The organism is Salinifilum aidingensis (genome assembly GCF_054782015.1).
This window is the reverse complement of sequence record NZ_BAAGTH010000001.1, coordinates 254163-274400: the sequence shown is the minus strand read 5'-3', so window position 1 is coordinate 274400 and position 20238 is coordinate 254163. Positions and strand designations below refer to the sequence as shown.

Annotated in this window: 20 protein-coding genes, 1 tRNA gene and 2 pseudogenes; 18 read left to right on the top strand and 5 right to left on the bottom strand. The window is 72.3% G+C overall.

Annotated features, from left to right (window positions below; all coding sequences use genetic code 11):
• The first annotated feature begins 171 nt into the window (after nt 1-171).
• From ACYVJE_RS01310 to ACYVJE_RS01235, 16 genes and pseudogenes are all read left to right on the top strand, one after another.
• On the top strand, nt 172-897 hold the full coding sequence (locus ACYVJE_RS01310; protein ID WP_461142882.1) for a uracil-DNA glycosylase: 726 nt from the start codon (nt 172-174) through the stop codon (nt 895-897).
• Nucleotides 898-937: 40 nt separating this feature from the next.
• On the top strand, nt 938-1222 hold the full coding sequence (locus tag ACYVJE_RS01305) for a FitA-like ribbon-helix-helix domain-containing protein (protein WP_461142881.1): 285 nt from the start codon (nt 938-940) through the stop codon (nt 1220-1222).
• Nucleotides 1219-1623 carry a type II toxin-antitoxin system VapC family toxin gene (locus tag ACYVJE_RS01300; RefSeq protein WP_461142880.1) on the top strand — a complete coding sequence of 135 codons (405 nt, stop codon included), beginning with the start codon at nt 1219-1221 and terminating at the stop codon, nt 1621-1623. The genes ACYVJE_RS01305 and ACYVJE_RS01300 overlap by 4 nt, the downstream gene beginning before the upstream one ends.
• A gap of 47 nt (nt 1624-1670) precedes the next feature.
• A pseudogene (locus tag ACYVJE_RS01295) lies at nt 1671-1763 on the top strand (uracil-DNA glycosylase); the annotation flags it as partial.
• Nucleotides 1764-1857: 94 nt separating this feature from the next.
• Complete coding sequence (locus ACYVJE_RS01290; RefSeq protein WP_461142879.1) at nt 1858-2283, top strand: hypothetical protein; 426 nt, start codon at nt 1858-1860, stop codon at nt 2281-2283.
• A complete protein-coding gene (hepT, locus tag ACYVJE_RS01285; RefSeq protein ID WP_461142878.1) occupies nt 2280-2723 on the top strand; it encodes a type VII toxin-antitoxin system HepT family RNase toxin in 444 nt (147 codons plus the stop codon). The genes ACYVJE_RS01290 and hepT overlap by 4 nt, the downstream gene beginning before the upstream one ends.
• Nucleotides 2724-2777: 54 nt before the next feature.
• Nucleotides 2778-3272 carry a GNAT family N-acetyltransferase gene (locus tag ACYVJE_RS01280; protein WP_461142877.1) on the top strand — a complete coding sequence of 165 codons (495 nt, stop codon included), beginning with the start codon at nt 2778-2780 and terminating at the stop codon, nt 3270-3272.
• An 81-nt stretch (nt 3273-3353) separates the two neighbouring features.
• Nucleotides 3354-3449 (top strand): annotated as a pseudogene (locus tag ACYVJE_RS01275) (uracil-DNA glycosylase); the annotation flags it as partial.
• A 54-nt stretch (nt 3450-3503) separates the two neighbouring features.
• Nucleotides 3504-3794 carry a type II toxin-antitoxin system RelE/ParE family toxin gene (locus tag ACYVJE_RS01270; protein ID WP_461142876.1) on the top strand — a complete coding sequence of 97 codons (291 nt, stop codon included), beginning with the start codon at nt 3504-3506 and terminating at the stop codon, nt 3792-3794.
• A 2-nt stretch (nt 3795-3796) separates the two neighbouring features.
• Nucleotides 3797-4096 carry a HigA family addiction module antitoxin gene (locus ACYVJE_RS01265; protein ID WP_461142875.1) on the top strand — a complete coding sequence of 100 codons (300 nt, stop codon included), beginning with the start codon at nt 3797-3799 and terminating at the stop codon, nt 4094-4096.
• Between the two features lie 324 nt (nt 4097-4420).
• A complete protein-coding gene (locus ACYVJE_RS01260) occupies nt 4421-5383 on the top strand; it encodes an aldo/keto reductase (protein WP_461143145.1) in 963 nt (320 codons plus the stop codon).
• A gap of 430 nt (nt 5384-5813) precedes the next feature.
• Nucleotides 5814-8165 (top strand): arylsulfatase, encoded by a 2352-nt coding sequence (locus ACYVJE_RS01255; RefSeq protein ID WP_461142874.1) that lies wholly within the window; start codon nt 5814-5816, stop codon nt 8163-8165.
• A 190-nt stretch (nt 8166-8355) separates the two neighbouring features.
• Complete coding sequence (locus tag ACYVJE_RS01250; protein WP_461142873.1) at nt 8356-9207, top strand: formylglycine-generating enzyme family protein; 852 nt, start codon at nt 8356-8358, stop codon at nt 9205-9207.
• 34 nt (nt 9208-9241) lie between these two features.
• The gene (locus ACYVJE_RS01245) at nt 9242-10183 is read left to right on the top strand and encodes a LysR family transcriptional regulator (RefSeq protein WP_459158365.1); all 942 of its coding nucleotides are present in this window, start codon (nt 9242-9244) and stop codon (nt 10181-10183) included.
• 431 nt (nt 10184-10614) lie between these two features.
• Complete coding sequence (locus ACYVJE_RS01240) at nt 10615-11937, top strand: NAD(P)/FAD-dependent oxidoreductase (RefSeq protein WP_461142872.1); 1323 nt, start codon at nt 10615-10617, stop codon at nt 11935-11937.
• Between the two features lie 410 nt (nt 11938-12347).
• Nucleotides 12348-12421 (top strand) — tRNA-Leu (locus ACYVJE_RS01235).
• 124 nt (nt 12422-12545) lie between these two features.
• On the opposite strand, the gene ACYVJE_RS01230 is transcribed toward ACYVJE_RS01235, so the two are convergent.
• From ACYVJE_RS01230 to ACYVJE_RS01220, 3 genes are read right to left on the bottom strand one after another with little or no spacing between them, the layout of a single operon-like run.
• On the bottom strand, nt 12546-14705 hold the full coding sequence (locus ACYVJE_RS01230; RefSeq protein WP_461142871.1) for a xanthine dehydrogenase family protein molybdopterin-binding subunit: 2160 nt from the start codon (nt 14703-14705) through the stop codon (nt 12546-12548).
• Complete coding sequence (locus tag ACYVJE_RS01225; RefSeq protein ID WP_461142870.1) at nt 14702-15664, bottom strand: FAD binding domain-containing protein; 963 nt, start codon at nt 15662-15664, stop codon at nt 14702-14704. The genes ACYVJE_RS01230 and ACYVJE_RS01225 overlap by 4 nt, the downstream gene beginning before the upstream one ends.
• Nucleotides 15651-16103, bottom strand: a complete 453-nt coding sequence (locus tag ACYVJE_RS01220; RefSeq protein WP_461142869.1) for a (2Fe-2S)-binding protein — start codon at nt 16101-16103, stop codon at nt 15651-15653. Before ACYVJE_RS01220 ends, ACYVJE_RS01225 begins: the two co-directional genes overlap by 14 nt.
• Nucleotides 16104-16336: 233 nt before the next feature.
• Between ACYVJE_RS01220 and ACYVJE_RS01215 the strand changes: the two genes are divergently transcribed.
• A complete protein-coding gene (locus ACYVJE_RS01215) occupies nt 16337-16909 on the top strand; it encodes a TetR/AcrR family transcriptional regulator (protein WP_461142868.1) in 573 nt (190 codons plus the stop codon).
• Between the two features lie 42 nt (nt 16910-16951).
• Here ACYVJE_RS01215 and ACYVJE_RS01210 read toward each other — a convergent pair whose 3' ends face one another.
• The gene (locus tag ACYVJE_RS01210; RefSeq protein WP_461142867.1) at nt 16952-17449 is read right to left on the bottom strand and encodes an NUDIX domain-containing protein; all 498 of its coding nucleotides are present in this window, start codon (nt 17447-17449) and stop codon (nt 16952-16954) included.
• Nucleotides 17450-17604: 155 nt separating this feature from the next.
• Nucleotides 17605-18564 carry an NADP-dependent oxidoreductase gene (locus tag ACYVJE_RS01205; protein WP_461142866.1) on the bottom strand — a complete coding sequence of 320 codons (960 nt, stop codon included), beginning with the start codon at nt 18562-18564 and terminating at the stop codon, nt 17605-17607.
• A 1131-nt stretch (nt 18565-19695) separates the two neighbouring features.
• Here ACYVJE_RS01205 and ACYVJE_RS01200 point away from each other — a divergent pair.
• A complete protein-coding gene (locus ACYVJE_RS01200; protein WP_459158373.1) occupies nt 19696-20229 on the top strand; it encodes a hypothetical protein in 534 nt (177 codons plus the stop codon).
• The last annotated feature ends 9 nt before the right edge of the window (nt 20230-20238 follow it).

Sequence of the window (20238 nt, the reverse complement as noted above, 5' to 3'; positions counted from 1 at the left end):
CCCGCGCGGCGATCGGCGTTTCGCACCGATCCGCCGGTGTGTCGGGTGGTGCGGGGATGCGGCCCCCTGGTAGCGGCGCTGCGGGGTGCGGAGGGCCGGTGGCCGATCGGCGAGGACCGCGCGCGGGCACCGGTGGCGGTCCGCGCGGAGGGCGTCCGGGAGACTGGGGCCATGTCCGCGGACGCCGTTGCGCACATCGCTTCACTGGGCGAACTCGACCGGGAGGTCACCTCGTGCCGCGCCTGCCCGCGGCTGGTGGAGTGGCGCGAGGAGGTCGCCCGGGTCAAGCGGGCCGCGTTCCGCGACGAGGAGTACTGGGGCCGCCCGGTGCCCGGTTTCGGCGCGGAGGACGCGGCGATCGCCGTCGTCGGCCTGGCGCCCGCCGCGCACGGCGCGAACCGGACCGGGCGGATGTTCACCGGCGACCGCTCGGGTGAGGTGCTCTACCGCGCGCTGTACGACGCGGGGCTGGCCTCCCACCCGGAGTCGGCGCACCGCGGCGACGACCTGGAGCTGTTCGGCACGCGCATCACCGCCCCGGTGCGCTGCGCGCCTCCGCAGAACAAGCCGACCCCGCAGGAGCGGGACACCTGCCGCCCGTGGCTCGCGCGCGAGCTGCAGCTGCTGCGACCCACGCTGCGGGTGGTGCTCGCGCTCGGCGCGTTCGGCTGGCAGGCCGTGCTGCCCGTGCTGGGACAGGCGGCTTGGCAGATCCCGCGACCGCGGCCCAAGTTCGGCCACGCGGCCGAAGCGGTGCTGCCGGCCACCGACGGGGGAGCGGACCTGCACCTGCTCGGCTGCTACCACGTCAGCCAGCAGAACACCTTCACCGGCAGGCTCACCCCGGAGATGCTGCGCGGGGTGCTGGAGCGGGCGAAGGTGCTGGCTGGGCTTTGATGACTTGACTCTGAATGCTATATGACTGCAAAATGCAGTCATGGCCGTGTTGACGATTCGCGATGTGCCCGAGGGCGTCAAGGAGGCCCTCGCGGAGGACGCGCGCGAGAGCGGGCAGTCCTTGCAGGCGTTCCTGTTGGGTGTGCTCCAGCGGCAGACGGCGTTCAGTCGTAACCGGCAGCTTCTCTCCGAGATCGAACGCGATCTCGCCGAGGGGGGCGGTGCCGGTGATGATGCGCTCGATGCCGCGGCGCTCCTGGAACAGGCGAGGCCGGGCTATCTGGGCGGTGGGGTCGGTACTTCCGGGGCGGGTGGCGCAGCGTGATCGTGGTCGACGCCTCGGTGTTGGCGAACATGCTGCTCTACGCGGATGAGCGGGGACGCCGCGCGCGGGCGGTGTTGGGCAGGGATGTCGAGTGGGCCGCCCCCGAGCACTGGAAGGCGGAGGTGTTCTCGGTCGTTCGCGGGCTCGCGCTCGGCAGCAAGATCAAGGAAGAGCAGGCCGTCCGAGCGGTTGAACGCCTTCCGCTGCTCGGCGTCGAGCACGTCTCCCTCGACGAGCTTCTCCCCCGGATGCGGCAGCTTCGTGCCGGAATCAGCGGCTATGACGCCGCATACGTGGCGCTCGCAGAGGCGCGTGGCCTCCCGCTCGTGACGTCGGACGGCCGACTTGCACGTACGGCGACGAGCTATTGCAGGGTGGAGCTCGTCGCTTCTGGAGCGTGATGGCTTGGTCGGGCGGGCGTCCCGCTCAGGTTCCGCGGAACCAGGACGTCGGTCAGCAGAACACCTTCACCGGCAGGCTCACCCCGGAGATGCTGCGCGGGGTGCTGGAGCGGGCGAAGGAGCTGGCCGGTCCGGGGTGAGGGGCCCGGTTCAGCTCCTCGGCGCCGAACCGGGACGTCGACGGGCTCGGTGCGTGATCGCTGCCCACCGGTTGCGCAGTTATGCTGAGCAGTGATGACGACGACGCCGCGCGAAGCGCTCGGGCGGCTCCACTCCGCGGTGGAGTCGGGTGAAGTCGAGCAGTTGTGCAGCAGCTACGACCTCGATCTGCTCGTCGTGCACGGCAGCGCGGTGGAGCAGGAGCCGTTGCGGCCGCCGGCGGACCTGGACATCGCGTGCCGGCACCGCCCGGGAACCGCGCTGGACGCCATCGGGTTGATCAACGACCTGATGGTCCTGACCGGCTTCGAGGGCATCGACCTCCTCGATCTGAACTCCGCCGGTGTCGTGGCCACCGCCCGGGCACTCGGTCCGCAGAGCCTGTTGTTGTACGAAGCGGAGCCGAGCCTGTTCACCCTGGCGCAGATCGCGGCGTTGACGACGGAGATGGAGACCCGGCACCTCCGCCTCCTCGACCTCAAGCTGATGGCGGGGCGATGACGCGCAACGGCCTGGACGTGGACGTTCTCCGCAGCAAGCTCGACGCGATCGATCGAGCGACGACGACGTTGCAGAGCATCACCCCGGTGGACGCGAGCAGGCTGCGGTCCGATCCGGTGACAGCGGCTGCTGTCGAACGGCTGACCTGCCGGTTGGTGGATCTGGCCGCTGATGTCAACACGCATATCAGCTCGGTCATCCTCGGGCGCGCCCCGGAGAACTATCGCGACAGCTTCGACCTGATGGAGCAGGCGCGCGTGTCGACGGCGGAGATCGTCGAGAAGATCAAACCTTCGGTGGGCATGCGCAACGCGATCGTGCACGAGTACATCCGCATCAACTACGACATCGTCGCGGCTGCAGTTCCGCTCGCGCTCGACACGTACTCGGAGTATCGGAAGCAGGTCGCCGGGTTCGTGTACGACCGGGCGAGCGGCTGAGTGCCGTGCTCGGCCGCTACCTGGGCTCCGGCCGGGGCACCTGCGGATTCGCGCGTGGAATCGCCCTTGGAGGTCGAGCTGCGCGGCGCCGCGAAGGTCCAAACCGCCGCGGTCGAGGACGTGCTGCGCCGGTTGCCGCGCTCGCGAGCGCACGTCGACGTCCACGACGAGCCTGGTGAGGACTGGATGAGCTTGTGGTGGATGGTGGGCGGTCGCGGTGGTGCCGATGCTCGGGCGTTAGCTGGGGACATCCTCACCAGCGGACCCGCGCTGTACGCGGTGGGGCGCGATGAGGCCGGGCCTGCTGCCGTTGGCCGTCTTTCGCTGGTGGGCCGGTGGGCGGGCATCTACTGCATGGCGGTCCGCCCCGATGTCCGTCGTCGTGGCCACGCGACGGACGTACTCCGCGCGTTGCTCGTGGACGCCACCGCCCTGGGAGTGCGGCACACTTGGTTGCAGGCCGCCGCTGACAACGCTGCCGCTCTGGCCCTTTACGAGCGCGCCGGTTTCGCGGACGTCTCCAGTTACCACTACCGGGTAAGCCCGTAGCTGATCCGAGCACGAAAAGGCTCGGGGCCGGTCCGTCAGGGCCGTGGGGCAGCGAAGAGCTCCAAGTTCCGTGAATCCGTGCACGCCAGCCAGCAGAACACCTTCACCGGCAGGCTCACCCCGGAGATGCTGCGCGGGGTGCTGGAGCGGGCGAAGGTGTTGGCAGGGATCGGGTGAGGTCCAACACCCCGCTCGTAACGCTTGCCGTTATTAACGTGCTACGTTAAACTTATGCTGCGATCTTTCGCTGACAAGGAGGCCGAGCGCGTATGGCACCGACGTCGTTCGCGGATGCTCGATCCGAAGGTTCAGCGGGCGGCTCTGCGTAAGCTCGCCATTCTCGATGCGGCGGAGGCCCTGGAGGATCTGCGGGTCCCACCTGGAAATCGGCTGGAGAAGCTGAGCGGTGATCGGGCTGGTCAGTACAGCATCAGGATCAACGAGAGTGGCGGATCTGCTTCGCGTGGACGCCAGCCGGACCCGAGAGCGTCGAGATCGTGGACTACCGCTGAAGGAGGCTGAGGATGTCTGACGAGTGCGTCATGCCTCCGGTTCATCCCGGGGAAGTCCTGGCCGAGGAGTACTTGGAGCCGCTCGGCGTCACACAGCACCGCTTGGCCGTGGCGATCGGCGTTCCACCGCGCCGGATCAACGAGATCGTGCACGGCAAGCGGGGGATCTCGGCCGACACGGCGCTGCGGCTCGCGCGCTTCTTCGGCACGTCCGAGCGGTTCTGGCTCAACCTCCAGTCCCGCTACGACCTGGAACGTCAGAGGGACGTCCTCGCCGACACGCTGCCGCGCATCCAGCCGCTGTCGGCCTGACAACGGCTGGGCCATCACCCCGGTGGACGCGGGCAGGTTGCGGTCCGATCCGGTGACAGCGGCCGCTGTCGAACGGCTGACCTGTCGGTGGGTGGACGGGGAGTACCGCGAGCAGGTCGCCGGGTTCGCGCACCCCCGGCGAGCGGCTGAGTGCCGTGCTCGCCCGAAAAGCAGCCGCGCCGGGCTCCGCTGCGGCATAGGGTGAGCACCGGCAGACTTCGCCGATCACGGAACGGAGCGCACGTGGTGTCTGCGAACGCGCAGGGTAACGCCGGGAAGAACCAGGACGACGCCGGGCAGGGCGCCGGGGAAGCCGTTCCCGCCGTGCCGCGGCGGGAACTCGGCGGCCTCGAGGTGAGCGCCGTCGGCTACGGCGCGATGGGCCTCTCCGGCGTGTACGGGGCGGCCGAGGACGAGGACTCGCTGCGCACGCTGCACCGGCTGGTGGACCTCGGCGTCGACTTCGTCGACACCGCCGACGTCTACGGCAGCGGGCACAACGAGGAGCTCATCGGCCGCCTGCTCGCCGAGCGCCGCCGGGAGGTCGTGCTGGCCACGAAGTTCGGCATCGGCCGGGGGAGCGGCCTCGGCCGTCCCGAGTACGTGCGGCGGGCGATCGACGCGAGCCTGTCGCGGCTGGGCACCGACCACGTGGACCTGTACTACCTGCACCGGGTCGACCCGACCACCCCGATCGAAGACACCGTCGGCGCGATGGGCGAGCTCGTCACCGCCGGCAAGGTGCGCCACCTGGGCCTGTCCGAGGTGAGCGCGGCGACGCTGCGGCGCGCGCACGCGGTGCACCCGATCACCGCGGTGCAGCAGGAGTACTCGCTGTTCACCCGGGAACCGGAGCGGGAGCTGCTGCCGGCGATGCGCGAGCTCGGCGTGGGGCTGGTCGCCTACTCGCCGCTGGGCCGCGGCGTGCTCACCGGGATCAACAGCGCGGCCGAGGTGGAGAACCTCGAGGCGCGGCAGCAGCGGTACCCGCGCTTCGAGGAGGAGAGCCTGCGGCGCAACATCGAGCTCACCCGGCCGCTGCGCCGGCGCGCCGAGGAGCTCGGCCTCGCCCCGGCGCAGCTGGCGCTGGCCTGGTTGCTGGCGCAGGGGGAGGACGTCGTGCCGATCCCGGGCAGCCGGCGCATCGCCAACGTGGCGGCGAACGTGCGCGCCGCGGCGGCGCAGGTCGACGAGTCGGTGATCGCGGAGCTGTCCGCCGCGTTCCCGCCCGGAGCGGCCGCGGGGCAGCGCTACCCCGACGCGGGGATGGCGCGCGTCGAGCAGTGAGCCGCCCGACCTGCGGCAGATCCGGCCCCGCCGACCACCACCTCGGCGGGGCCGTCGCACGTGCGCCCGGCGTCGTGCGGCCCCCGGCGCCACGACTCGAGATCGAGCTGCCGGGGGCACTCCGCAGCGGATGGGCCCGAAGGGGCAGCGGACGAGCCCGAAGGGCCCGGCGTCGGTGAGCAGCGAGGTGCGCGGGCGGGCAGTGGTTTCGACATAGACAGCTTCTATGGGAAATATCGAAAACCGGTCTGCAGCGCTTTTTCGTGCCGCGTGACCAGCGACGGGAATGATTTCCCGTGCTCTTCGGCGTCGAATTCGGAGCCGCCGGAGGTTGCGTCGGGCGAGTGGGTGGCTAGTATCCGGCGGCGCATCAGGGAAATCGCTTCGCCGCTGTTCCGAGCGATTCGCCGTTTCGGCGAGGAGGAAACGCATGTCAGATTCCGGTGCGAACCGGGAGCACCTGCCGCTGCACGACCCGGTGCCGAGCGCGCCCACCACCACCGACGTCCGCGACCAGGTCCCGGCCTTCGAGCCGACCCAGCCGACCCGGCCGCCGCAGGGCGCGCCGAACGTCGTCGTCGTGCTGCTCGACGACATGGGCTTCGGCGCCCCCAGCGCCTTCGGCGGGCCGTGCGAGATGCCCACCGCGGACCGGCTGGCGCGGGGAGGCCTGCGCTACAGCCGCTTCCACGTCACCGCGGTCTGCTCACCGACGCGGCAGTCGCTGCTGACCGGGCGCAACCACCACTCGGTGGGCATGGGCGTGACCACGGAGATGGCCAGCGCCGCCCCCGGCTACAGCGGCATCCGCCCGCGCAGCGCGGCCACGATGGGGCAGGTGCTGCGGGACAACGGCTACAACACGGCCGCGTTCGGCAAGTGGCACCAGACCCCGGCGCGCGACGTCAGCGCCGCCGGCCCGTTCGACCGGTGGCCCACCGGCGAGGGCTTCGAGAAGTTCTACGGCTTCCTGTGCGCCGAGATGAACCACTGGTACCCGGTGCTGTTCGACGGCACCACCCCGGTGGAACCGGACCGCAGGCCCGAGGACGGGTACCACCTGTCCGAGGACCTGGTGGACCGGGCGATCGACTGGGTGCGCACCCAGCGCACGCTCAACCCGGACAGCCCGTTCTTCACCTACCTCCCCTTCGGCGCGACGCACGCCCCGTACCACGTGCCCAAGGAGTACCGGGAGAAGTACCGCGGCGCGTTCGACCACGGCTGGGACAGGCAGCGCGAGATCACGCTGCAGCGGCAGAAGGAGCTCGGCGTGGTGCCCGAGGACGCCGAACTCGCCCCGTGGGCCGAGGGCGTGCCGCACTGGGACGAGCTGTCGGAGACCGAGCAGCGCTCCGCCGCCGCGCTGATGGAGCTCTACGCCGGCTTCGCCGAGCACACCGACGTGCAGATCGGGCGCCTCGTCGACGCGCTCGAGGAGCTGGGCGAGCTGGACAACACGATGATCGTCTACGTCCTCGGCGACAACGGCGGTTCCGCCGAGGGCGGCCTGGGCGGCACGCTCAACGAGCACCGGCTGGCCAGCGGCATCGAGGACGCGCCGGAGCAGATCCTCGAGCACGACGAGGCGCTGGGCGATGCCACCACCCACGCGCACTACCCGGTGGGCTGGGCGCTGGCGATGAACACGCCGTACCAGTGGACCAAGCAGGTGGCCTCGCACTTCGGCGGCACGCGCGACGGCATGATCGTGCACTGGCCGCGGGGCGTCGAGGAACCCGGCGGCGTGCGGCACCAGTTCCACCACGTCATCGACGTCATGCCCACGGTCCTGGAAGCCGCCGGCATTCCCGAACCGTCCAGCGTGGAGGGCGTGCCGCAGCAGCCGATCGAGGGGACCAGCCTGCTGTACAGCCTCAACGACCCGCAGGCCCCCGACCGGCACACGGTGCAGTACTTCGAGATGGTCGGCAACCGGGGCATCTACAAGGACGGCTGGATGGCCGTCACCCGCCACGGCACGCCGTGGGAGATGGTCCAGGACGGCGTGCGGCGCTACTTCGACGACGACCGGTGGGAGCTGTACGACACCAACGTCGACTGGACGCAGGCGCGCGACATCTCCGAGGAGCACCCGGGCAGGCTGCGGGAACTGCAGCAGCTGTTCCTCATCGAGGCGGCCCGGCACCAGGTGTTCCCGCTGGACGACCGGATGACCGAGCGGGAGAACCCGCGCGAGGCGGGGCGGCTGGACCTGCTCGGCGACCGGCGCAGCATCACGCTGCACGCGGGCACGCCGCGGTTGACCGAGGAGACCTCGCCGAACGTGAAGAACCGCTCGCACGCGATCACCGCGCGGTTCGCGGTCCCCGCCGGGGGCGCGGACGGCGTGCTCGTCGCCCAGGGCGGGCGCTTCGGCGGGTGGTCGCTGTACCTGCACGAGGGCCGCGCCTGCTACGCCTACAACTACTTCGGCCTGCGCACCCACACCGTGCGCGGCCCCGTGCTCGGCGAGGGCGAGCACGAGGTCGTGGTGGACTTCGCCTACGACGGCGGCGGCGTCGGCAAGGGCGGTGACGTCGAGCTGCGCGTGGACGGCGAATCCGCGGACAAGGGGCGCGTGGACGGGACGATCCCGTACTACTTCGCCTTCGACGAGACCTTCGACGTCGGCGTCGACCGGGCCTCGCCGGTGACCGAGGACTACCCGGCCGCGGACAACGCGTTCACCGGTGCGCTGCACTCGGTGCGCGTCGACCTGGGCGACGACCTGTGCAGCGACGTGGAAGCCGCCGAGCAGTTCCGGAACGCCCATGAGTGAGCCGACGCGGACACCGGGGACGTCGACGGGAGCGGGACGGCCGGCGGATGGTCCCGGCGCCGGCTCCGCGCCCAAGGCGTGCTGCGCCCCCTCGGCGCAGCGCGCCACCGGCGCGGCGAGCGGGACGACGGCGGAGGTCGGACCGGGCGGTGCCGCCCCCGGTCCGGGCTCCCCCGGCCCGGCTGGCGCCGTGTCCACGGTGCCGCTGCCGGGCGGTGCGTTCACCATGGGCTCCGAGGACGAGCGCGCCTACGCCGAGGACGGGGAGGGGCCGGTCCGCGACGTGCGGGTCAGCCCGTTCCGAATCAGCCCGACGGCCGTGTCCAACCGGGAGTTCGCCCGGTTCGTCGACGACACCGGGTACCGCACCGAGGCGGAGGAGTTCGGCTGGTCGTTCGTGTTCGCCGGGCTGCTCCCGGACGAGTTCCCGCCGACGCGGGGAGTTGCGGCCGCGCCGTGGTGGCGGGTCGTGGAGGGGGCGGACTGGCGCCGCCCCGAAGGACCGCAGTCCACTGTGGATGACCGCCTCGAGCACCCGGTCGTGCACGTGACGTTCAACGACGCCCTCGCGTTCTGCGCCTGGGCCGGGGCGCGGTTGCCGACCGAGGCGGAGTGGGAGTTCGCCGCGCGCGGCGGTCTGCACGGGCAGGCCTTCCCGTGGGGCGACGAGCTCGAACCGGGCGGCGAGCACCGGATGAACGTCTGGCAGGGCGAGTTCCCGCGGCGGGACACCGCCGCCGACGGGTGGCGCGGCACGTGCCCGGTGGACGCGTTCCCGGCGAACGGCTACGGCCTGCACAACACGACGGGGAACGTGTGGGAGTGGTGCCAGGACTGGTTCCACCCGACGTTCCACACCCGGGACGCGCGCACCGACCCGCGCGGGCCGCGCTCCGGCACGCACCGCTGCGCGCGGGGTGGTTCGTACCTGTGCCACGCCTCGTACTGCCGCCGCTACCGGGTGTCCGGGCGCCAGGGCATGACGCCGGACTCGTCGCTGGGCAACGTCGGGTTCCGCTGCGTGGTCGACGACGTCGGATAATCCGGCTCCGTCACCGGACGGAGCGGAGGGACCGATGGAACGCCGCGAGCTCGAGTACTTCGTCGCCATCGCCGAGCACGGCAGCTTCACCGCCGCGGCGCAGGCGCTGCGGGTGGCGCAGCCCTCGCTGTCGCACGCGATCGGCACGTTGGAGCAGGAACTCGGCGGGCGGCTGTTCCACCGGCTCCCGCAGGGGGTGCGCCCCACGGCGGCGGGTGAAGCGCTGCTGGAACCGGCGCGCCAGGTGATGCGGGACATGCGCACGGCGGGGGAATCGGTGCGGCGCGTGGTCGGCCTGTCCGCGGGGCGGTTGGACATCGTCGCGCAGACGACGCTGGCCGTGGACCCGCTGGCCGACCTGGTGGGCCGGTTCCTCCGGCAGCACCCGGAAGTGCGCGTGCAGGTGCGCGACCCGGAACTCGGCGCGGACGTCGCGAGCAGCGTGCGCAGCGGTGAGTGCGAGCTCGGCATGGTCGACTCGGCCACTCGCGTCAAGGAGCTGGAGAGCCTGCTGCTGCGCGGCAGGGAGATACGCGCCGTGCTCCCCCCGCAGTGGACCCTGTCGGGGCGGAGCCGGATGGGCCTGGCCGACCTGGCCGCGCTCGACTTCGTCACCACGCCCGAGGGCACGGCGACGCGGGCGATCATCGACAACACCGTCGGCAGCCGGGGCGTGCTGCCGCGCGTCGCGGTGGAGACCGCGCACCAGGCGATGATCGTCCCGCTCGTCCTGGCCGGTGCCGGCGCCACGCTGCTGCCCAAGTCGATGGCGGAGGAGGCCGAGCGCGACGGGGCCGTCGTCCGGCCGCTGCACCCGCGCGTGGTGCGCAGCGGCCGCCTCCTCTGGCGCCCCGGCCCGCTCTCGCCCGCTGCCGGCGAATTCGTGGAGCTCGCCTCGCGGCACGCGGCGCGGGGCGAGCGGTCCGGCCGGGGTGCTCCCGCCCGCCGGGCGGCGGAGCGGGGCGGAGAGGTGTAGGGAGTCCGCCGGTGGTGTTCCGCTGCCGCCGTTGCCACCGCTGCCGCCGCTGGCGCCGCGGGGTGGCAGGAGGGGAGAGGGGCCGGTGCTGCGGGCTTCCGCGGCGCCAGCGCGCTGCGGAAACGATCCAGTGCCGGGCACGTCGTCGGCAATGCCCGAACGTCGACAACCTCACAGTCGCAGCGGCGGCCGGGGAGGGCAAGATCCGGTACCGTAGCTGCAAAGCCAGCCGATGACGCCTCGCTGACGTCGTGCTGACACCGGCCAGCCGACGTCCCAAGCTCCCGCGCGTGGCCGCCCGGCTTCGCGAGCACGGCGCGCGGCCGACCGCCCACGGTCGGTGGCCCGTGATCGACGCCACTCGCGATCGGGGTCACATTCCCGGGGGCCGCCGCAGCGCGCCCAAGGGCGGTGGTGCGACCATGGGGGCCATGGCTGGTAAATCCGATCCCACGCGGATTCTCATTCTCGGCGGCGGTTCCGTCGGCATGGGCGTGGCGCTGCAGCTGCAGAAGAAGCTAGGGCGCCGCGAAGCATCCGTGACGGTCGTCGATCCTCAGCCGCACATGACCTACCAGCCCTTCCTCCCGGAAGCGGCAGCGGGCTCGGTCGAGCCCCGCCACGTGGTAGCGCCACTGCGACGAGTGTTGAAGCGGTGCCATGTGGTCACCGCGGCCGTGACGGAGATCAACGACGACACCCGGACTGTGACGGTCGAGAACCCGCAGTCCGGCAAGCAGACCCTCGAGTACGACCACCTGGTGGTCGGTCTGGGCTCGGTCTCCCGTCTGCTGCCCATCCCGGGTCTCGCGGAGCACGGCATCGGCCTCAAGACCGTCGGCGAGGCCACCTACCTGCGCAACCACGTGTTGGCCATGATGGACGCCGCGGCCAACACCGACGACGAGGAGCTCCGCAAGCGGCTGCTGACGTTCACCTTCGTCGGTGGCGGTTTCGCGGGCGTGGAGGCCCTCGCGGAACTGCAGGACATGGCGCGGTTCGCGTGCCGCTACTACTCCGCGATCACCCCCGAGGACATGCGGTGGGTCCTCGTGGAGGGCGCCGGGCGCGTGATGCCCGAGGTCAGCGAGAAGATGGGCGTCTACGTCGTCAAGGCCCTCGAGGAACGCGGTATCGAGGTTTACCTGAACACCGTCCTCAAGACCATCGAGAACCAGCACGCCGTGCTCTCCGACGGCAGCGAGTTCGACACCAACACGCTCGTGTGGAACGCCGGCGTGAAGGCCAACCCGGCGCTGAAGAGCAGCGACCTGCCGCTCGACGAGCGCGGCCGCGTCAAGGCCACCTCGCACCTGCAGGTCGAGAGCAAGCCGCACGTGTGGGCCGCGGGCGACTGCTCGGCCGTTCCGGACCTGTCGAAGACCGACGAGGACCCGAACGCCCTGTGCGTGCCGAACGCCCAGCACGCCGTGCGCCAGGCGAAGCAGATGGCCAAGAACATCCTCGCCACGCTGCGGGGCAAGGAGACGCACGCCTACAGCCACGCCTACGCCGGCTCCGTGGCCGGGATGGGGCTGTACAAGGGCGTGGCCGACGTCTACGGCTTCAAGGCCAAGGGCTTCGTCGCCTGGTTCATGCACCGCGGTTACCACGTGGGCAAGATGCCGACGTTCAACCGGAAGATGCGCATCCTGATCGACTGGACGCTGGCGTTCCTCTTCCGCCGGGAAGCCGTGTCGCTGGGGCAGATCCAGGAACCGCGCGCCGAGTTCGAACAGGCCGCGGAGAGCTGAGCTCCCGGCCCGCCGTGTCCGGTCGTGTTGTGACAGCCGCGTGCCGCCGAGGCACGCGGCTTTGTCGCGCGCGGCCCGTTGAGTGTGATCTGCCCGGGACCTGCTTGACAGCACGTAGTCAGCGCTCGAACACTGATCTACCGTGTCACCTGAAAGAGTGGGTCCCGTGCGGGTGAGGGGTAGCCGAGCGATGGCCTGTGCCGCCACGCGAGTCGACTTACCGGTGCCACCGTCCGCACCGGGCCAGGATGTGCGCGTGACACGTCGCTGACGTTCGCGCGCGTGGTGCCACCGTCCCGGTTCGGCGTCACTCCACCTGCGGAGTTTCCGACGCGATGGAACCAACGGTGGTGCCGATACGTCTCACAAGCACGACCCTGGTGTTGTGACCGTCGGTAGCTGGCGAGTCGGCCCCCGTAGCCCAATTGGCAGAGGCAAACGACTTAAAATCGTTCAAGTGTCGGTTCGAACCCGACCGGGGGCACGTGTCCTGCCTCGGCTGCGCGTCCGAGGCGGGTGCCCGCGCGGGCCCGGCCGCACGCGGGAGCGCGGCGCTCCGGGCGGTTCCGCTCCCGCCTGCGACGCGGGCCGAGCCGCGGACTCCCTCCTCAGTCGTCCAGCAGGTCCTCCAGCCTGATCGGGATGTCGCGGACGCGGACGCCGGTGGCGTTGTGCACGGCGTTGGCCACGGCCGCCGCCACGCCCACGATGCCGATCTCGCCCACGCCCTTCGCCCCGATCGCGTTGTGCAGCGTGTCCGGGTGCTCGACGAAATCGACGTCGACATCGCCGATGTCCGCGTTCACCGGCAGCAGGTACTCCGCGAAGTCGCCGTTGGCCAGCCGGCCGTTCTCCTCGACCTCCAGGCCCTCGTGCAGCGCAGCGGACACGCCCCAGATCATGCCGCCGATGAGCTGGCTGCGCGCCGCCTTCTCGTTGACGATCCGACCGGCGTCGAACACGCCGAGCAGGCGGGAGACCCGGATCTCCCGGGTCAACCGGTGCACGCGGACCTCGCAGAACTGGGCGCCGAACGAGCTGAACGAGTGCTTCGACCGCTCCTCGCCGGGCGCTGAGGAACCGGTCGCGGAGAGCGACGTGCGGTTCAGCGCCCGCAGCAGCTCGCCGAACGTCATCGAGCGGCCGTCGGCGAGCACGCGCCCCCGCTCGTAGGTGACCTCCGCGCCCTCGAACGGCGCACCCGTCGACGAGGCCAGACCCAGCAGCGCGTCGATCGCCTCGGTCGCGGCCACGACGGTGGCCGAGCCCGCGCTCGCCGTGCCGGTGGAGCCGCCGGACATGCCGCCGGGCGGGAGCGCCGAGTCGCCCAGCTGCGGCGCGATCCGCTCCGGTGCGATGTCCAGCGATTCGGCCCCCACCGTGGACAGCACGGTCAGCAGCCCGGTGCCGGGATCGGCGCCGCTGGTCGCGACCACCGCCGTGTCGTCCTCGCGCAGGGTGACCTCGACGCTGGCCGGGAACCGCATGGCCGGGAACATCGCGGTCGCCACGCCCGTGCCCACCTGCCAGTCGCCCTCGGTGCGACCGCGCGGCGCGCGCCCGGACCAGCCGAACCGCTCGGCGCCGATGCGGAAGCACTCGTCCAGGTGCTTGTCGGACCACTGCAGGTCCTTGTCGACGGGAGCGGTCGCGTTGTTCCGCATGCGCAGCTCGATCGGGTCCGCGTCCAGCGCGACCGCCAGCTCGTCGATCGCGCTCTCCAGCGCGAACGAACCGGGGGCCTCGCCCGGGGCCCGCATGAAGGTCGTCGGCGGGATGTTCAGCGGCACGACCCGCTGGCTGATCGCCAGGTTCCGGGTGGCGTACCACTCGCGCGAGGTGCCGTGCGAGGTGGGCTCGACGAACGAGCGGTCCGCGTCCGTGCTGCAGCACGACTCGTGCCGCAGCGCGTTCAGCGTCCCGTCGGCGTCCGCCCCGAGGGAGATCTTCTGCACCGTGCCGGCCCGTCCGGCCGTGGCGGTGAAGACCTGCTCCCGGGAGAGCGCGGCCTTCACCGGCCTGCCGAGCTCCCTGGCGGCGGCCGCCGCCAGCAACGCCGGCGCGGAGGTGCGCGCCTTGCCGCCGAAAGCCCCGCCCACGAACGGGTTCACCGCGCGGACCGCCGAGGGGTCCACGCCCAGCGCCGAGGCCAGCTCCGCCGCCTGCAGGTCGGAACCCTGGTTTCCACTGTAGATGGTCAGGCCGCCGGACTCCCACACCGCGACCGCGGAGTGCGGCTCCATCGCGGCGTGGTTCTGCGGCGCGGTGCGGTACGTCGCCGCGACCACCCGCTCGCTGGCCGCCAGCGCGTCCGCAATGGACTCCGTCCCTTCGGCGAGGACCTCGAGGTCCTCATTGGACGGATCGGGTTCCGCGGCGGGCAGGCCGGCCTCCAGCGAGGTCAGCGCCGGCCGCTCGTGGTAGGAGACCTCGACGAGCATCGCCGCGTCCCGGGCCTGCTCGAAGGTCTCGGCCACCACGAACCCGATCGGCTGGCCGTAGTGGGAGACCCTGCTGTCCTGCAGCGGGGCCCGCCCCGCACCGAACACCGGGGAGCTCGGCGCGTGCAGGCCGAGCGGTGCGAACGGGGTGTACACGCCGAGCACACCGGGGGAGTTCGCGGCCGCTGCGACGTCCATGGTCGCGATCTCGCCGTTGGCGATCGTGCTGAGCACGAGGTAGCCGTGGACCGTACCGGGGTAGGTGCGGTCCGCTCCGTAATCGGCCCGGCCGGTGACTTTGAGCGGGCCGTCCAGCCGACTGGTCACGTGCTGCTCCCTTCGGTCGCTTCGAGCAGTGCGCGGAGCACGGTCCGCTTCAGCAGGGACACCTTGAAACCGTTGCCGGACAGCGGTTCGGCGCCCTCGGCAGCCGCATCGGCGGCGTTCTCGAAGGAGTCGGCGGTCGCGGGCGCACCGCGCAGCGCCTCCTCGGCGGCGGACAGCCGCCACGGCACGGTCGCGACCCCGCCGGCCGCCAGCCGGACGTCCGCGACGTGCCCGTCCCGGACGTCCAGCGCGACCGCGGTCGAGCACAGCGCGAACTCGTAGGACTGCCGGTCCCGCACCTTGACGTAGGTGGAGCGCGCCGCCGGGTCCGGCCGCGGCACCAGCACCTCGCTGATCAGTTCACCGGGGCGCAGGTCGGTTTCCACGTCCGGTGCGTCCCCGGGCAGGTGGTAGAAGTCGGCCAGCTCGACGTCGCGGGTGCCGCTCTCGCTGACGAGCCGGACCTGCGCGTCGAGCGCGACCAGTGCGACCGCCAGGTCGCTGGCGTGCGTGGCCACGCACGCATCGCTCGTGCCCAGCACGGCGTGCATCCGGTTGCTCCCGGAGATGGCCGAGCAGCCGCTTCCGGGCTCCCGCTTGTTGCAGGGCATCGCCACGTCGCGGAAGTACGTGCAGCGGGTGCGCTGCATGAGGTTCCCGCCGATGCTGGCCATGTTCCGCAACTGCTGCGAGGTGCTCTGCGACAGCGCGCGCGAGATCGCCGGATATACCCCGGGGTGCGCGGCGACGTCGCTCATCCGCTCCAGTGCGCCGATCCGCAGCCCGTCGGCGGTGTCGATGCCGCGCAGCGGCAGCCGGTTGATGTCCTGGACGTGCTGCGGTGCGACGACGTCGAGCTTCATCAGGTCGACGAGGGTGGTTCCGCCGGCGAGGAACGCGCCGGACGAGCTCAGCGCGTCGTCGACGGACGCGGGTGCCGTGAGTTCAAAGGGACGCATCAGCCTGCCTCGCTTGTTCGACTGCGGCGACGATGTTCGGGTAGGCCGCGCAGCGGCAGATGTTGCCGGACATGAATTCCCGGACGTCCTCGACGTCCTGCTGCACGGCGGCGACCGCCGACATGACCTGCCCGGAGGTGCAGAAGCCGCACTGCAGCGCGTCCTGGTCGACGAAGGCCTGCTGGACCGGGTGCATCCGGTCCTCATCGGGCAGTCCTTCCACGGTGGTGACCGGTTGCTGCGTGGCGGCGGCCAGGGTCAGGCACGAGAGCACGGGCCTGCCGTCGACGTGCACCGTGCAGGCGCCGCACTGGCCGCGGTCGCAGCCCTTCTTCGGGCCGGTGATGCCGAGGTGCTCGCGCAGCGCGTCCAGCAGGGTCACGCCGGGGTCGACGCTCAGCTGCTGCGTGCTGCCGTTGATGTCGAGTGTGATGTCCACTGCTTTCTCCCCCGCAGAAGATCGCCCACGCGGGAGACCCGTGGCGGCACGGGTCGTGGTGGTGGGAGTCGAGTCGTCGAGATCGACCCGGATATTCATCCGGTTGATCTCGGGTCGACGCTACCGGATTCCTATCCGCACCGCAATCGGCGCCTCCTCCGGAGGTCGCTGCCGGTGGGGCGGGTCGTTGCATTACATTCCCGGAAAGCCGATGCAACGACCGGGGAGGGACGATGACGACGGGCTCGGTCAGCCCGCGGCGCGCGGACACCCGGCGCAACCACGAACGCATCCTCACCGCGGCGGCGGAGTCGCTGGCCGGTTCGGGGGCCGTCTCGTTCAACGCCATCGCGAAGCAGGCCGGGGTGGGCGTCGGCACGGTGTACCGGCACTTCCCCACGCCGGAGGCGCTCATCCTGGCGGTCTACGAACGCGAGCTGCGGCACCTCGTCGACGTCGTCCCGCGCCTGCTCGACGAGCACCCCCCGGAGCGGGCCCTCCGGGCCTGGGTGACCGATCACCTGGCGCACTACATGATGACCAAGCGCGGCCTGGCCAGGGCCCTCGGCGCCGCCACCGCCTCACCCGGGGCGCGGCCCGCCGACGCCCACGAGACCATGGTCGGCGCGGTCGCCACGCTGCTGGAGGCCAACGTCCGGGCCGGAACGGTCCGCGCCGACCTGGACGCGGAAACGGTCCTGCGCGGGCTGGGCGGTCTGATCCACCTCGACCCGGAGGGCGACTGGCGGACGCAGACCGCGAACCTGGCCGACCTCCTGTGGCGGGGCATGCGCAACGACGGCTGAAGCCGGGGCGCGCGGCGCCGGAGGTGCGGGTGCGGCGTCGGCTCATCCCCGGTGGGGCTCCCCGTCGGCGCCCTGCTCCGAGGCGGCGCCGGAAGCGCCGGTGCCCGGCCAGCCGGGCGTGCTGAGGCTCCGGCCGGTGCGGTAGCCGCGGATGCCGGCGGCGGGGTAGGAGATGAGCTCGGCCGGCAGGTCGTCGAGCTCGAACCAGCGCAGCTCGGAGCACTTCGCGGGTTCGCGGTTGACGGGTTCGCCCACCCACTCGCGGGCCTCGAAGAACAGCCCGAGCCGCGGTTCGAGCCCCGGGGCGCTCACGTGCGCCGTGTGCACGTGCCGCAGCGCGGGCGCGGCGAGGCGCACCCCGATCTCCTCGGCGGCCTCGCGGCAGGCCGCCTCGAGCACCGATTCACCGGCCTCGAGCTTGCCGCTGGGCAGGTGCCACATCCCGTCGAACTCGCTGTGCGGATCACGCCGCTTGCTCAGCAGCAGCGAGGTGCTGCTGACGAGCAGCACGTGCACGTCGACGAGGTGCCGGTCGGCCATGGGGGTGTCCGCTGCGGATCGAGTGCCTGGTGTGGACTGAGCTCATCGCGTGATCTGTCCGTTGTGGACCGTCGTGGGTGGTGCCGAGCACCGGTGGGTCCGCTGTGGAGGGTGGTGCGCGGCGCTCCGGGGCGGCCACCGGTGCTCCGGCGGGCTCACGCGCCCGGCCGGTGGTCGTCGTGCTCGGCGCCCGACGGCAGGATGACCAGCCGCCCGCGCACGCCGCCGCCCTCGAGCGCCCGGTGCGCCTCGGCGGTCCGCTCCGGCGGGAACGTGCGCGCCACGCGCAGGCTCAGCACCCCTCGCTCCGCCTGCTCGCGCAGCTCGTCCAGTTTGGCGTGCTCGCGGGCGTAGTCCACCACGAGCGTGGGGCGCACCTCGATTCCGCGGTCGTACTGGCCGCGCCACCCGCGCACGCTGGTGATCACACCGCCGTCGCGCACCGCGGGCAGCAGCTGTTCCCCCTGCACGGAACCGTCGGCGAGCCCGTCCGCGCCGTCCGGGACCTCGTCGCGGATCGCCTCGGCCACCTGCTCGCCGCGGGGTACCACCACGTCCGCACCGAGGTCGCGGACCAGCTGCTCGTCCTCGCTCGCCGCATCGGCGACGACGCGCAGTCCCGCTGCCTTGGCGAGCTGGATGACGTAGCCGCCGTAGGCGCCGGCCGCACCCGTGACCGCCAGCGTCGAACCCGGGTTCAGGTTCAGCAGGTCCAGCGACAGGCGGGCGGTGAGCCCGTTCATCGGCAGCGTCGCGGCCTCGGCGTGGCTGGTGCCGGCCGGAGCGGGGGCGACCGACTCGGCGGGCAGGACGACCTTCTCCGCGTAGGCGCCGTGCGATCCGACGGGCACGACGATGCCCATGGCGCGGTCGCCCACCGCGAGTTCGGTCCGCGTCCCGGCGCCGACGGCGTCGACGACTCCGGCGACGTCCATGCCGGGGACGTAGGGCGGGTCGTGCTTCTCCAGGCTCTTCCGGCGCGCCCCGTTCCGCACGTGGGTGTCGGTCGGGTTCACGGCTGCGGTGCACACGCGGAGGCGGATCTCGCCGGGGCCGGCGCTCGGCTCGGCGATGTCGTGCACCTGCAGCTCCCCGGGGCCGCCGAATTCGGTCACTCCCACTGCTCGCATGCCCGGGGCAACGCGCCTGATCCACACCCTATTCCGCCCCGGGCCGTGCCCGCCGCTCTCGCGGCCGCCCGCACCCACCCCGTGTTCTCTCCCCCGTTCGAGGTCACCGAGGCTCCCCGCCTGTGGACAACCCGCACCCCTGTGGACGAGTGGTGCTCCATCCGTGTGGGGACGGCTTCCAATTTTCATGAAAATTGCGCTTTCTGGAACGAGTCCAATGTGCGCTGGTGGGGTCGTGGTCGAGTGGGCAACGGGCGGTGCGGGCAGGAACGTGCGGAGCTGTGCGCAGGCTCATCGCGCCACCGCGCGGGGGCGGACTTTCGCGCCCCGCCTGTGGTGGCCACAATCTGCGCGATGCCCAACGAGCGTGCGCAGCCCCCGAACGGCCCGCAGCGACCCGGAGCTCCGGGGCCGGCGGCACCACGACCTCCCGAGGGGGCGGAGACGCACCAGGCACCCCAGCAGCCGTCCGCCCCGGGGGGATCCGCAGCCGAAGCGCCGGCGCAGCCCCCGCCCGGGCAGCAGGCGCCACCGCCCGCGCCGGCCGGCCAGTCCGGGCCGCGGGGTGCGCCGCCCCCGGCAGCTCCTCCCGCCGCGCCGGGCGCAGTGCCGCAGGGGGCTCCCCCGCAGGGTGCGCCACCGCCGCCGGAGGCACCGCCCGGGCCGCCCGCGGCGCAGGGGGCTCCCGGGCAGGGCTTCTCGCCGCAGGGCGCACCGCCGCAGGGAGCGCCCCCGCACGGCGCCCCGCCGGCAGCACCTCCGCACGGTCCGCCGGGGCCGCAGGCCCCGCCACCACCGCAGGCCCCGGCGCAGCACGGAGCACCGCCCGGCCCGCAGAACCATCCCGGTGGACCGGGGCATCCGCCGCAGGGACCCCCGGCCGGGCAGCCGGGTCCGCCCCCGGGCGCGCCCCCCGGCCCTCCTCCGCAGGCGCCGCCCGGACAGCCGGGTCAGCCCGGCGGACCACCGCCGGGTCAGCCAGGTGGGCCGCCGGGCCCCGCCCCCGGGCAGGCGATGCCGGGGCCGTCCGGTGCCCCCGCCCCGCCGCCCGGCCACCAGCCCGGGCCGCCGGGAGCGCCTCACGCTCCGCCGGAGCAGGCGCACCCGGCTCCGGGAGTGCCCGGCTACCAGCCGCCGCAGCATCCGCAGCCGACGCGCGTGCAGCCGGCCTCCGCCGAGCCGCACCCCCCGTACGAGCCCTCGCACGAGGAGGACCGCTACGGGTACTGGGACGACGATCCCGCCTACGACGAACCGGAGCCGTACCGCGAACCCGAGCCCCGCTCGCGCCGGCGCTCCCGCTACGAGGAGGAGGACGAGCGCTACGGCCCGGAGTCGCGGCGGTCGCGCCGCGAGGGCGGCGGGGGTGGTGTGCCGCTGCCGAGCGCCTCGGCCGTGGGGCGCGCGGTCCAACTGGTCACCGGTCTCATCGCCCTGGCGTTCGTGCTCCACATCGTGTTCGTGGTGGCGGGCGCGAACCAGGACCACGGGTTCGTGTCGTTCACCTACACCGTGGCCAAGACGTTCGTGTTCGGGCTGGGCGACGTCTTCCAGCCCGGTGACGCCACGCTCGGCGTCATCGTCAACTACGGCCTGGCCGCGCTGATCTACCTGTGGGGCGGGCGGCTCGTCGGCCGCGCCCTCAAGTAGCGGCGGTCG

Coding starts and splice junctions, on each gene's coding strand:
- ACYVJE_RS01310 (WP_461142882.1), top strand. CDS start 172: ATGTCCGCGGACGCCGTTGCGCACATCGCTTCACTGGGCGAACTCGAC.
- ACYVJE_RS01305 (WP_461142881.1), top strand. CDS start 938: ATGGCCGTGTTGACGATTCGCGATGTGCCCGAGGGCGTCAAGGAGGCC.
- ACYVJE_RS01290 (WP_461142879.1), top strand. CDS start 1,858: ATGACGACGACGCCGCGCGAAGCGCTCGGGCGGCTCCACTCCGCGGTG.
- hepT (WP_461142878.1), top strand. CDS start 2,280: ATGACGCGCAACGGCCTGGACGTGGACGTTCTCCGCAGCAAGCTCGAC.
- ACYVJE_RS01270 (WP_461142876.1), top strand. CDS start 3,504: ATGCTGCGATCTTTCGCTGACAAGGAGGCCGAGCGCGTATGGCACCGA.
- ACYVJE_RS01265 (WP_461142875.1), top strand. CDS start 3,797: ATGTCTGACGAGTGCGTCATGCCTCCGGTTCATCCCGGGGAAGTCCTG.
- ACYVJE_RS01255 (WP_461142874.1), top strand. CDS start 5,814: ATGTCAGATTCCGGTGCGAACCGGGAGCACCTGCCGCTGCACGACCCG.
- ACYVJE_RS01245 (WP_459158365.1), top strand. CDS start 9,242: ATGGAACGCCGCGAGCTCGAGTACTTCGTCGCCATCGCCGAGCACGGC.
- ACYVJE_RS01240 (WP_461142872.1), top strand. CDS start 10,615: ATGGCTGGTAAATCCGATCCCACGCGGATTCTCATTCTCGGCGGCGGT.
- ACYVJE_RS01225 (WP_461142870.1), bottom strand. CDS start 15,664: ATGCGTCCCTTTGAACTCACGGCACCCGCGTCCGTCGACGACGCGCTG.
- ACYVJE_RS01215 (WP_461142868.1), top strand. CDS start 16,337: ATGACGACGGGCTCGGTCAGCCCGCGGCGCGCGGACACCCGGCGCAAC.
- ACYVJE_RS01210 (WP_461142867.1), bottom strand. CDS start 17,449: ATGGCCGACCGGCACCTCGTCGACGTGCACGTGCTGCTCGTCAGCAGC.